Raw genomic sequence first — 12,397 nt, 5'->3', positions numbered from 1 at the left:
GCAACGATGCGGCCGGGGTGATACCGGTGCCGAGAGCCTGCGGATACTGGTAGTGCCACCACCTGGCAACCCGGCCCCTCGCTTGCGAGGATGGGGAGGTGACGACGGGGACCCGCACAAGGAACACCAGGCGTGAGGAGCTCGCAGCCTACCTGCGCAGCAGGCGCGAGCGGATCCGGCCCGAGGACGTCGGGCTGCCGCCCGGGCTGCGCCGCCGTACGCCGGGGCTGCGGCGGGAGGAGGTCGCCCAGCTCGCCGGGGTGGGCGTGACCTGGTACACCTGGCTGGAACAGGGCCGTCCCATCAACGCGTCGGTGCAGGTGCTGGACGCGATCGCGCGGACGCTGAGGCTGGACGCGGCCGAGCGGGAGCACCTCTACCGGCTGGCCGAGCTGCCGGAGGTCGCCGGCCCCGTGGACGACGAGGAAGGCCTCGACGCCGAGGTGCACACGATCCTGCGCCAGCTCGACCCGCTTCCGGCGTACGTCCACAACGCTAGGTATGACCTGCTTGCCTGGAACGCCGCGTACGCCCGGATCTTCGTGTCACTGGTCTCCTGCCCCCGGGGCGAGCGCAACGTCCTGTGGCGCGTGTTCACGGTCCCGGAGTGCTGCTGCCCGCTGGTGAACAAGGAGGAGGAGTACCCCAGGATGGTCGCCACCCTGCGGGCGTCCTTCGGCAGGCACGTGGGCGAGCCGGTGTGGACGAACTTCGTCAGCCGGCTGTCGGCGGCCAGCCCCGACTTCGCCCGGATGTGGGCGAAGCACGACGTGGCCAGGCCGGGGCCGCGGATGAAGCTGTACCAGCACTCCGCGGTGGGGATGGTCCGCCTGGCGTCCACCAGCATGGCGCTGGCGGCGCCGCCGGAGACCCGGCTCGTGGTCCACACGCCGGCCGACGACGAGAGCCGCGACCGCATCGAGTGGCTGCTTGCCCATCCGGAGGCCGTCCACTGCCCACGGCATGAGCCGGTGGTCCAGGGGTAAAGTCCGGCCCATGGCCTGTCGAATCAGTGAGCTCGTCCTCGACTGCGAGGACGCGGAGCGGCTCGCCGCCTTCTGGTGCGAGGTGCTGGGTTTCGAGGTGATCGGGCGCGAGGACGGCTGTGTGGAGATCGGCCCGCCGGGCGTCGGCTTCGGCGGTCTCCAGCCGACGATCATCTTCGAGCCGGTGCCGGAGCCCAAGCGGGACAAGCTGCGCCTGCACATCGACGTCAACCCCACCGACCGCGACCAGGAGGCCGAGCTGGAGCGCCTGCTGAAGCTCGGCGCGGTGCCGGCCGACGTGGGCCAGACCGGCGAGGAGGACTGGCACGTGCTCGCCGACCCGGAGGGCAACGAGTTCTGCCTGCTGCGCCGCCGCCTGTGAGCCTCCCGCGGGCCGATGCGATAGCGTCCGGAGGGTGGCGAGGATCTTCACGGTCGACGAGGCCGAATCGTTGATGCCGGCGGTGCTCCAGCACGCCCGGGAGTTCGTCGCCGTACGCGCCGACCTGGCCGAGCTCACCCACGACCTGCGGCACGCGGGCGCCTCGCCTCTCGGCGGCCTGCCGGAGGCCAAGGGCCTTGAGGCGCGGATGGACGAGATCCTGAGCTGGTTCGACGCCGAGGAGATCGAGATCAAGGGCGTCGCCCCGCTGCTCGTCGACTTCCCCGCCGTGCTCGGCGAGGTGTCCGTGCGGCTGTGCTGGCTGGAGGGGGAGACCGCCCTGGGCTGGTACCACCGCAGCGACCTCGGCTTCCCCGGCCGCCGCCCGCTGCCCTGACCCCGCGGGCCCTTCCGGCTTCCGGCGGGCGCCGGTCAGTCGGACAGGTCGTCGAAGCCCTCGATCTCGCCGAAGGCCGCGCCGTACCGGACGCAGACCATGCGGGCCACGGACTCGTGCGCGCCGAGCGGTTCGGCGCACCCGGCGCCGATCGACTCGGCGGCCGTCGTGATGCGGTCGCGGTCGGTCTCGGGCCCGATGACGTACGGCACCATGGCCAGCCGGTTGGCGCCGATGTTGCGCAGGCGCTCGGCGGCGTCGCGGACGCTCGGCTGGCCGTCCAGCGCGGCAGGGACGACGGGGAGCGTCAGGCGGGCGGCGAGCAGGACGGCCGTCGCGTCGGCGCCCCTGGCGGCCTCGTCGCCCCCGGCGGTCGCGACGATGATCCCGTCGACGGGGGAGGAGACGTTGAACAGCCGCATCCGGTCGGCGCGGGCCAGGCCCGCCTCGGCCAGGCGGACGTGCAGGGCCTCGGCCAGCAGCGGGTGCGGGCCGAGCGGCTCGGTGATCCGCACCGTGGTCTCGCTCTGCGTCACGGCGTCCCGTACGGCGCGCAGCACGCGCGGGTGGGGGCCGGTGACGAGCGGGACGACCACCGCGCCGGGTCCGTCGGCGGACCGCTGCGCGGCGATGGAGGTGAACTCCTTGGTGAGATCGGCGCCGCCGTCCGCCAGCGAGACGATGCGAAGGTCGATCTGCGGGTTGTCGATCCTGACGATGGAGGCGACCTCCATGGCCACGTCCCCGTACGGCCCCACCGGGTCCCCCGCCCTGCCCGGCACCGCGAGGACCAGGGCGGGCGCGTCGGACGGCAGGTCGGCGGGGAGCGGCCGGCGGTGACGGCCGGTCCCTGGCCGAGGAGAGCGCTCCCTGATGGGGAGCTTCGGGGGGTCCTCGTGACCTTCGTTCACATCGGCGGATTCTAGGGCGAATCTGGTCGAATAGCAGAACCAACGCGCGGCTTGTTGCGTCTTGGTGATCTATCCGGTTTACATGATCGTCACATGACGCGTCCTCTGGATGAGGTCTGCGCCGCCGAACGTCACGGCGGCGTTCGCGGCCCCGCCGCTTAGGAGTCCCGGTCAGGGCACTCTTCGGCGAAGATGCGGGCGAGTTCGGCCCGGGACGCGATGTCGAGCTTGGTGAAGATCCGGCGAAGATGGGCCGAGACCGTGTGCGGAGACAGGAACATCCGGGCGGCGGCCTGACGATTGGTCAATCCCTGGGCGATCAGCTTCGCCACCGCGCGTTCCGTGTCGGTGAGGCTGCCCCATCCGACTTCCCGCTGGTGTGACCGGACCCAGTGGCGGCGCCGGACGCCGAGTGCGCGCAGGCGCGCCCGCGTGCGGGCCGCGTCCCGGAGGGCGCCGATCTGCTGGTAGCCGTCGTGCGCCTGGTCGAGGCTGGTGATGGCCCGCTCGCGGTCGGCGGCGGCGCCGGACGTCGTAAGCAGGACCCCGAGGTCCTCGGCGGCCGAGGCGCGCTCCCACAGTTGCGGGTGGTTGGCGGCGGCGAAGGCGAGGTCGGCGGGGTCGGCCCGGAGCAGGCCGCGAGCGTGCGCGGCGGCGGCGGCGAAAACGGGGTAGGCGGGGTTCTTGCGTGCGAGGCGGCCGGCCATGTCGACGATGGTCTGCGCGTACGCCCGGTTCCCCGAGGCCAGCGCGAGCCTGGTCATCCAGGCCGCCGCGAGGGGCGCCGTGACGAGCATCCATTGCCGTCTCTCCGCGTCGGTGTAGGCGGGGCCGAAGATGTCCATCGCACGTTCGCGATCACCCTGGGCCTCGGCGACGACGGCCTCCACCCACCCGCACGCCGATCCGAAGAGCATTCCGGCGCCGCCGCGCTCGCGCGCGTACTTCCTGATGTTCCGGCCCGCGGCGTTCATGTCGCCGCGCCGCACGGCGATGTACGCGAGTATCGACAGCCCCACGCGGATGGACTCGTGCGTGCCCATGTCGTCCGCGATCCTCATTCCGGCCTCGGCCTCGGCGGCGGCGTCGTGGAGCCGGGCGGCGGCCAGTTTCACGCGGGCGCGGAAGAGCGCAGGCTGCGCGGCCAGCACGGTGACGCCGAGGGCCTCGATCTCCTCCTCGGCCGCCCGGATGGCCAGGTCGGCCGCCTCGAACTGACACAGGCACCGGTGCAGATGACCAAGCAGCAGCCGTGCGTACGGCCGCTGGACGGCCTCCACGGTGCCGCTGCCGCCGATCCGCAGGGCCTCGTGCAGATGCGTGAACGAGTCGTCGAGCCGTCCGTCGATCAGGGCGCACCGTGAGAGCATCAGCAGGGCGCCCATCACGGCCGTGCCGGAACGCTTGTCGCGATCGGCGAGGACGGCCTGCGCTCGCCGTTGTCCCTCTCTCACGTCGTTCAGGCAGATGAGCCCCCAGAACACCGTCCACTCGGCGACGTCGCGAAGGTCGCGGGAGACGTCCTCCCGGCTGAGCAGGCTTTCGGCCTGGGACACGGCGTCGGCCGGCCGGCCGCTCAGAAGCAGGATGTACGCCAGCGCGCAGCGCAGGCGATGCGCCCACACGGGGGGAGCCCTGCCGAGCGCGGGACGAGCGAGATCGGCGGCCTCGCCCAGCCGCCCGACGGCCGTCAGGGCGTCCACCGCGACGGCGGCCCGGCCCACCCAGTCGGGATCGGAGGCGTCGGTCAGCTCCAGCGCCCGGAGGGCGAGATCGGCGGCGGTCTGTGGCGAGGACCGCAGCACCTCCCGCGCCGCCCGGTCCAGCGCGAGCAGGGCGAACACGTCACCGTGGCCGGCGCTGCGGATGAGGTGCGCGGCGGCGGGAATGGCCGATCCGCCGCGTTTGAGCAGTATTTCCCCTGCCTCGCGGTGCAGGGCCCGCCGGACGGCGCTGGACAGCGTCTCCGTCACCGCCTCCCACAGGAGTTCGTGCCGGAACGCCAGTTCGTGCCCGGCGGATTCGACGATGCGCGCCGACATCGCCTCCTCCAGCATGGGCAGCAGATCGCCCGTCGATTCGCCGAGCATCTCGGCCAGGTCCTTGACCGAGAAGGAACGGCCCAGGATCCCGGCGACCTGGAGCATGTGCCTGGTCGGCCGGGACAGGTCCTCCAGGCGCTCCCGGGTGACCGCCTGAGCCGGCGGCAGCCGGGTCGACACCAGCCGCGCGCGGCCGTCGGCGATCCGGAACCCGCCCTCGCGTCTGAGCTTCTCGATGAGGTCGACGAGCAGGAAGGGGTTGGCGTCCGCGATGCCGGCCAGGGCCAGCACGTCCGGCTCGGGCGCCGCCCCGAGGACGTCGGTGACCACCTCGGCCACCGCCGCATCGTCCAGAGCCCCCAGCCGGATCCGCGTCGCGCCCTCGCGTTCCAGCGCGTTGAACACGCGGTCGAGGCGGAGGGCGTCGCCGCCGCCGGTCGTACGGGCCACCATCCAGATGAGCGGAGAGGAGGCGAAGTCCACGGTCAGCGACCGCAGCGCCAGCAGAGTCATGGGGTCGGCCCAGTGCGCGTCGTCCACGGTGAGCAGCACGGGCCCGTGCGCCACGAGCGTCTCCAGCGGTTCATGCAGATGTTCGAGCAACAGCAACCGCCGGTCGACCGGGCCGGGCTCACCGCCGCTGTCGCCGGCGCGCAGGGGGCAGCCCGACTCCTTGAGCGCCGAGATCAGCGGGGCCAGCGGCATCAGCTGGGCCAGTTCGTCCGCGACGCCGCGGGCCACGCGGAACCCCGACCTGGTCGCGGTGGCGGCGGCCACGTCGAGCATGCGGCTCTTGCCGACGCCCGGCCGGCCCTCCACCAGTACGACCCCGCCCCTGCCCACCCGCGCCGCCCTGAGCAGGCCGGCGACGAGCCCCCACTCCCGGGCACGGCCGCGCCACCCAGGCCAGGATGCCTCCCGAAAACCGGGATCTTCTACCGCATCAGGGACATTCTGGGATGGATCCCCCATGAATCCATGAGACACCCGGCGCGCGCGGCCACGCAACCGGACCGCGCGGTGCGCCCGTCCATCGCCCAGCGGGGCGAGGCCGTACGGCTGATCACAGGGTCGCGAGCAGGAGCGTAAGGCTACACAGATGTGTGATACGCCACGCTCGCCCGCCGTTCAGGATCGTATTCGTAAACTCGCTTCTCGCTGATGAGCTCATGAGCTGACGCGGAAGAGCCCCACGACTGGGCGGCACCGAGGGAAACGTGTGCGGCGGACGACGCGCCACGCCTCCCCGGCCCTCTCAGGCGCCTGGCATCCCCCTCGAATCCCTGTTTCGAAAGGATGGCGATGGTGGACCTGGCGGATAAATCGCTGATGCTCATGTGGCCGCTGTTCGCGCCGCTCGCGTGGACGGCCGTCGCCAAAGGCCTCGCGTACGCGCCGACCGGCGGGTCGTCGACGGTGGCCTGGCGCGCGCTCCAGACGAGCGACAGGGCGGACCGCGCGAAGGCCGCTCGCGCGGAGAGCGGCGAACACGGATCCCCGCCGCGGCCCACCCGCCCCCCGAGAGCCGAGCGGCCGCGGGACCGGCCCTCCGCGACCGGCTCCGCCGGCCACGCCCGCACCGGGCACGCGCACGAGACCTCCGGCCTCGCCGGAGCGTCGTCACCCGGCTCGATGAGGCGTGAGAACGGCTGCCGGCATCCGGACCGGCGGCGGCCGGCCCTGTGGGGGCGCTGGGCGCCCCGCTCGATCCGGGGACAGATGACCCTGCTCACCGCCGCCATGACCGCTCTCACCCTCCTCCCGGCGGGAAGGGGGATGTACCTTCTGGCCAGAGCCGGGACCATTCGATGGCGGTGCGATCCGTGCGGGGCCGCCGGGACGGGCTCCGCACGTCACCTGCCGGCGTGTACCGCCGCCCTCTCCGCCGGGTCCCGCATGGTCGCCGAGGCGGGGCGGCCGCTGCAGGCCCTCGCGCGGCCCGGTCTCCTGTTGCCCGTGTCGCTCGGGGCCGCCGCGCTGATCGCCCTGAACGCCTGGGTCACCTGGAAGATGAGCGGATGGCTGCTACGCCCCCTGGAGAGGGTGGGCGCCGAAGTCTCCCTGGTCGACTTCGGCCACCTGTCCGCCGGCATCTCGGCGCCGAGGAGGGCGCAGGAGATCACGCGGTTGAGCCGTGCGATCAATCAGGCCCTGGGGCGGCTGCGGAAGGCCAAGGAGGAACTCGAGGAGTTCGCCTGCCGCCAGCGGCAGTTCGCGTTGGACGTCGCCCACGAACTGCGCACTCCCATCGCCGGGCTGCGGGTGCAGTTGGAGGCGGCGCAGCAGGATCCCGGCGGGGTGCCGCTGCCGACGCTGCTGGAGACGACTCTGGGTCAGGTGGACCGGCTTCAGGCGATCACCGAGGACATCCTGTGCCTCGCTCGCATGCCCGGCTGCCCGCCCGCCGAGTGGCGTCAGCTCGACCTCGCGGCCCTGGTCGAGGCCGAGATCGCGCGACGTGCGGATCGGCACCCGGTGCGGCTCCGCATCACCCCCGGCGCCACCGTCACGGCCGTGCCTTCCCAGATCAGCCGGCTGCTCGCCAACCTGCTGAACAACGCGCAAAGGCACTCCAGGCGTGTGGTGTGCGTCGAGGTGCGGGCCGAGCCCACCGCGGTCGAGGTCGCGGTCAGCGACGACGGGCCGGGGATCGCCGAGGCCGACCGCGAGCGGGTGTTCCAGCGCTTCATCCGGCTCGACGACGCCCGCAGGCTCGACCGCCACGGCACCGGGCTGGGCCTGGCCATCGCCCGCGACATCGCCCAGGCGCATCAGGGGACCCTCAGCGTCGAAGAAAGCACAGTCGGCGGGGCGCGTTTCGTCCTGCGGCTGCCCCGAGGCAGGCCGAATCGAACGGGATCGTCATGAAGCTTGAGAACTGTTCGATCCGCGCCCGCCTGGCGCTGTTCACCGGCATCGCGGTCGGCGTGCTCTGCATCGCGTTCTCCATCGCGCTGTTGTTCGCCCTCAACAGGATGGCCACCGAGGACCTCATCAAAGAGGTGATGGCGGTCGGTGAGCTGACCGCGTACGACGTCGACCACGGCCGGCTCGTCAATCCGCTGCCGCCGATCCCGCAGAACCTGATCCGCCCCGTCCAGGTGGTCGACCCGCGGGGACACGTGGTCGCCGCGACCAGGGACTTGCAGCACCGGCCGCCGATGGCGCATTTCGCGCCGAAAAGCCCCAGGCGGGTGGCGACCGCCGTGGTCTGCGACTCCGCCGTCTTTCCCTCCGGCGGCTGCCACATCGTCGTCGCGCAACAGGTGTATCGCAACGGCGACTGGACCGTGTACAGCGCCGCACCGACGCTGCCGTTCTTCGTCTATCCGGGCATGGCGGCCCTCCTGGTCGCGGGAACGGCCGTCTTCACAGGGGCGGTCGCCTGTGGGGCGCGGCACACCGTCGCCAGCTCGCTCAGACCCGTGGACGCCATCCGGGCACAGCTCGACCACATCCGGAGCACCAACCTGGGCCGCCGGGTCCCCGTCCCCAAGGTCAAGGACGAGATCTACCGGCTGGCCCGGAGCGTGAACGAGACGCTGGAACGGCTGGAGCGCATGCTCGAACAGCAGCGGCGCTTCTGCGCCGACGCGTCACACGAGCTCCGCACCCCGATCACCGCCATCCGCGTCCAGTTGGAGGACGCCCTCCTGGCGGCCGAAGACGTCGATTTGAGCAAGCTGTGCGACGACGTCCTTCCCAGCGTGGAGCGTCTCCAGTCGATCACCGCCGGTCTGCTGACGCTCACCCGGTTCGACGCCGGCGCCCCGTGCCCGCGACAGCCGGTCGACCTGGCCGAGCTCGTCGCCCTGGAGATGAGGAGCCACCAGGTGAGAAGGCGGCTCGTCCTCCAGCTCACACCTGGGCTGATCGTCAACGGTGACCGGGCGCAGTTGCGGCAGTTGGTCTGCAACCTGGTCCAGAACGCCCAGCGGCACGCCTGCTCCACCGTCACGGTCACGCTCCGGCGCGAGCACGGCGACGCGCGCTGCGCGAAGGGAGTCGCGGCACTGGAGGTCCTCGACGACGGCGCCGGGATCGCCGCCGACCAGCGCGAGACGGTGTTCGAGCGCTTCACGCGGCTGGACAGCGCACGCAGCAGGGACGCCGGAGGAATCGGCCTCGGCCTCCCCATCGCCCGTCTGATCGCCGAACGCCACGAGGGCACGCTGACCATACGGGACAGCGACCAAGGCGCCCGCTTCGTCGTACGCCTCCCACTGGACTCCCAGCCCGGGGTGGCGGTGACTACGGAGACGGACGCCCCGGCCACCTGACGCGGGCCGCGCCTCGCCGCTCCTACCTGCCCGTCGTCATGCGCCGCCCGGAGCGCCGCGTCCACCAGGGCGTCGGCCCACGACCAGGAGCCGCCGACGCCCCAGGACCCGCGTTCGGCCGCGGTGGCCGCCGGGCCCGCCGGGTGAGGACCGGAGGGCGGTCACGCGGCTTCCATGGTGAGGACGCGTCCCGCGGGCACGCGGGTGTGGGCCCACGCGGGGAGCGCGGTCAGCACCGCGACGGCCAGCAGGATGGCGAGCGCGGCGGTGAGCAACCACGATCCCGGGGGCGTGATCGGTGTGGCGAAGAACCAGTACAGGCCGAGCCCGACCGGAATGCCCGCCGCCACTCCGGGCGCCGCGGGCAGGAGTTGCGTGACGCAGTGCGCGGCGACGATCTGGCCGGGAGTGGCGCCGAGGGTGCGGGTGATGGTCAGGGCGCGCCGGGCCTGCACGGCGGTGCCCCAGCTGAGCAGCAGGGTGTTGAGCGTGGACAGCGCAACCAGCGCGAAGGTGACGGCGAGCAGCACCTGGCCGGTCTGGTCGGTCCGCACTTCGAGAGGGCCGAACCGCCTGACGGCGGGGGTCGCGTCGAGTTCGGCGTGGAAGGTGAGCAGCGCGGTGACCATGACGGTGGTGGCGGCCGTGCCGGCGGAGGCCAGGACGGCGCGGCCGGGCCGGCGGGCGAGCAGCCGGACGCCGAGCAGCAGCGAGGTGGGCAGGTAGGCCGTCACGGCGTTCAGGCGCGGGCGGCGCGTGAGCGTGTGCGCCGGGTCGGCCAGGGTCTGGACGGTGCTGCCCCTGGCGGCGCGTACGGCGGGACCGAGCGCACCGGTCACGGCGACCACGACGGCGAGGAAGACCGCGGCGAAGACGGTGACGGAGTCCGGAGGGCCGGCGGTGTCGAGCAGCCCGGCGCTGGGATCGATCAGGTGGGGCGCGGCCAGCGTCCCCGCGGTCAGTCCGAGCGCGGTGGACAGGAAGGTCAGCAGCAGGTGTGGCGCCAGCAGTACGGCGGTGACGGTGCCCGGGCCGGCGCCGACGGCCTTGAGCAGTGCGGCACGCCGGTTGTCGCGGGCGGCGCGCGCGGTGGCGAGCGCGGCGAGGGTGACGAGCGCGGCCGCGGCGAGCAGCCAGCCGCCGACGACCAGGGCGGGCTGCATGTTCCTGATCATTACGGCGTCCGTATTGAGGACGGTCTGCCAGTTGTGGGTGTTCACCCAGGAGTCGCCCCTGCGGTCGTCGGTGAACACGGTGGCGCTCCACCGGTGGGGATCCGTGGGGTCGGTCAGCTTCAGGTGGATCAGGTGGACACCGGGGGTGTGGCCCGCCGCCGCGTGGGCGTCGGCCGTGGTGAGCCAGATCCTGCCGCCGTAGTCGGACGGCCCGGGCCCCTGGGCCCAGTCGCTCCACGGATACACCGGGGTGGCCGCGCTGATCGCGATCCCGACGACCGGATAGCTGCGTTTGACGATGGTGACACGGTCGCCGACGCGCACGCCGAGTGCCTGCGCGAAGCCGCGCTCGACCACGGCGCCGCCGGGACGCACCCAGGTCCCGGAGGTCACCAGCGGCCGGTCCACGGCGGACGGTGCGTTGCCACGTCCCTCGACCGAGGAGTGCGCGGCCTGGCCGTGTGCCCGGATGGTGGTGTCGAACGCGAAGATCGGGTCGGCCTGCGTGGCCACGCCGGGCGTGTCCGCGAGACGTCCGGCCAGGCCGGACGGGTCCGTGTCCGTCGTGATGGCGGTGATGTCGGGACCGGCGGTGGCCGCGCGGGTCTTCAGGTACGCCGTGGCCAGGGCGTTGCGGGCCGTCAGTCCGAGCGTCAGGGAGGCGATGGCGAGGGTGACGGCGATCAGGAACACGAGGGCCTCGTCGGGGCGGCGGCGCAGGTCGTGCCGGATCAGACGCCAGGTCAGCAACAGGCGTCCCATGCTCAGTCCTCCCAGCGCAGCAGCGCGCCGAGCCCCGTGCCGCCGCCGTGGCCGCCGCCGTAGCCGTGGGTGTGCCTCGTGCCGCGGCCGTCGCCGTCCAGGCGGGTGTCGTCCGCCACGGCCCCGTCGCGCATGGAGACGACGCGGTCCGCGGTGGCGGCGACGCGCTCGTCGTGGGTGACCATGACCAGGGTCTGGCCGGCGGCGCGCAGCTCGTCGAAGAGCCGGAGGATGTCGTGGGTCGCGGCGCTGTCGAGGTTGCCGGTGGGCTCGTCGGCGAGGACGACCAGCGGATCGTTGGCGAGGGCGCGGGCGACCGCGACCCGCTGCCGCTGCCCGCCGGAGAGCTCGGAGGGCAGATGCCGGGCGCGGCCGGCGAGCCCGACCTGCTGGAGCAGTTCGGCGGCGCGGCGGCGGGCGGCCCGCGGTGAGGCGCCGGCGAGCAGCGCGGGCAGCTCGACGTTCTGCGCCGCGCTCAGCTCGTGCATCAGGTGGTAGGCCTGGAAGACGAACCCCACGGAGCGGCGCCGCAGCCGGGCCAGCGCCCGTTCGCCGAGGTGATCGATGCGCAGGCCGCCGAGCCACACTTCGCCCTCACTGGGCCGGTCGAGCCCGCCGAGAAGCTGGAGCAGCGTGGACTTGCCGCAGCCGCTGGGCCCGGTCACGGCGAGCGTCTGCCCCGCGGGGACATCGAGGTCGACCCCGTCGACGGCCCACACCAGGCTCTCGTCCTCTCCGTACACGCGCGTCAGGCCGACGGCCCGCAACGCCGGCCCGGCAGGCTCGGCGGGCCGGCGGCCGGCCGGTCCCGAGCGCGGGCTGTCGCCCGTCTCACTCCGCGACGACCTGCCCCTGCCCCTGTTCCTGCCGCTGCCCCTAGGCACGACTGTCTTCATCCGTTTCCTTCGCCTTCCCCGCGTGGGGCGCGGGCGGACCAGGTCCGCTCGCACGCCTCCAACCAGCGCAGATCGGCCTGCAGCCGGAGCGTGATGCCCTCCAGAAGCAGTCCGGCCTCCGAGACCGTGTCGTAAGCGAGGGCAGCGCGCTGGGCCTCGGCGAGGCTGCGCATCAGCTCCCGCCGCCGCGCGTCCACGAGCGCGAGCGGGTCGGTCAGGCCCGACTCCGCGGCGGCCACCAGCTTCAGATGAAACTCCGTCACATCCGCTCTGGGCCCGGCGCTCTCGGCCATCCACGCGGCCACCCGCTGCTGCCCTGCCGCGGTCAGCGCGTACACCTTGCGCCGCGGGCCGCGCACCGGCGCGTCCTCACGCTCCTGGAGGACCAGACCCGCCTTCTCCAGCCGCGTGAGCGTCACATAGATCTGCCCCGCGTTCAGCGCGTCCCCCAGCGGTCCGAGCGCTGCCGCCAGCCGCTGGCGCAGGTCGTAGCCGTGCGACGGCTCCTTGGTGAGCAGCGCCAGCACCACGTCCTGCACGGGCCACCCTCCTCTGCGACCCCCAAT

10 protein-coding genes are annotated in these 12,397 nt (G+C 73.0%); 5 read left to right on the top strand and 5 right to left on the bottom strand.

Annotated elements, in window-relative coordinates:
• Positions 1-98: 98 nt before the first annotated feature.
• From HHX31_RS21715 to HHX31_RS21705, 3 genes are read left to right on the top strand one after another with little or no spacing between them, the layout of a single operon-like run.
• On the top strand, positions 99-986 hold the full coding sequence (locus HHX31_RS21715; RefSeq protein WP_169950150.1) for a helix-turn-helix domain-containing protein: 888 nt from the start codon (positions 99-101) through the stop codon (positions 984-986).
• 10 nt (positions 987-996) lie between these two features.
• Positions 997-1,368 (top strand): VOC family protein, encoded by a 372-nt coding sequence (locus tag HHX31_RS21710; protein WP_169950149.1) that lies wholly within the window; start codon positions 997-999, stop codon positions 1,366-1,368.
• Between the two features lie 34 nt (positions 1,369-1,402).
• A complete protein-coding gene (locus HHX31_RS21705; protein WP_169950148.1) occupies positions 1,403-1,765 on the top strand; it encodes a DUF2203 domain-containing protein in 363 nt (120 codons plus the stop codon).
• Positions 1,766-1,800: 35 nt separating this feature from the next.
• On the opposite strand, the gene HHX31_RS21700 is transcribed toward HHX31_RS21705, so the two are convergent.
• Both HHX31_RS21700 and HHX31_RS21695 read right to left on the bottom strand, forming a co-directional pair.
• A complete protein-coding gene (locus HHX31_RS21700; protein ID WP_169950147.1) occupies positions 1,801-2,676 on the bottom strand; it encodes a sirohydrochlorin chelatase in 876 nt (291 codons plus the stop codon).
• Between the two features lie 158 nt (positions 2,677-2,834).
• On the bottom strand, positions 2,835-5,690 hold the full coding sequence (locus HHX31_RS21695) for an AAA family ATPase (RefSeq protein ID WP_169950146.1): 2,856 nt from the start codon (positions 5,688-5,690) through the stop codon (positions 2,835-2,837).
• Between the two features lie 330 nt (positions 5,691-6,020).
• Between HHX31_RS21695 and HHX31_RS21690 the strand changes: the two genes are divergently transcribed.
• Both HHX31_RS21690 and HHX31_RS21685 read left to right on the top strand, forming a co-directional pair.
• Positions 6,021-7,586: a cell wall metabolism sensor histidine kinase WalK gene (locus HHX31_RS21690; protein ID WP_169950145.1), complete on the top strand. Its 1,566-nt coding sequence runs from the start codon at positions 6,021-6,023 to the stop codon at positions 7,584-7,586.
• On the top strand, positions 7,583-8,998 hold the full coding sequence (locus HHX31_RS21685) for a cell wall metabolism sensor histidine kinase WalK (RefSeq protein ID WP_169950144.1): 1,416 nt from the start codon (positions 7,583-7,585) through the stop codon (positions 8,996-8,998). Before HHX31_RS21690 ends, HHX31_RS21685 begins: the two co-directional genes overlap by 4 nt.
• Before the next feature lie 161 nt (positions 8,999-9,159).
• On the opposite strand, the gene HHX31_RS21680 is transcribed toward HHX31_RS21685, so the two are convergent.
• Genes HHX31_RS21680 through HHX31_RS21670 form a run of 3 tightly spaced genes read right to left on the bottom strand, consistent with a single transcriptional unit; the run spans position 9,160 to position 12,370 of the window.
• Entirely contained in the window at positions 9,160-10,935 is a 1,776-nt protein-coding gene (locus tag HHX31_RS21680; RefSeq protein ID WP_169950143.1) for an FtsX-like permease family protein, read from the bottom strand.
• Positions 10,936-10,937: 2 nt separating this feature from the next.
• On the bottom strand, positions 10,938-11,831 hold the full coding sequence (locus tag HHX31_RS21675; protein WP_169950142.1) for an ABC transporter ATP-binding protein: 894 nt from the start codon (positions 11,829-11,831) through the stop codon (positions 10,938-10,940).
• Positions 11,828-12,370 carry a PadR family transcriptional regulator gene (locus HHX31_RS21670; protein ID WP_169950141.1) on the bottom strand — a complete coding sequence of 181 codons (543 nt, stop codon included), beginning with the start codon at positions 12,368-12,370 and terminating at the stop codon, positions 11,828-11,830. The genes HHX31_RS21675 and HHX31_RS21670 overlap by 4 nt, the downstream gene beginning before the upstream one ends.
• Positions 12,371-12,397: the final 27 nt, after the last annotated feature.

It is taken from the genome of Microbispora sp. H11081 (assembly GCF_012999535.1).
In the GTDB taxonomy this organism is placed as follows: Bacteria; Actinomycetota; Actinomycetes; order Streptosporangiales; family Streptosporangiaceae; genus Microbispora.
This window is presented reverse-complemented; position numbering and strand designations above follow the sequence as displayed.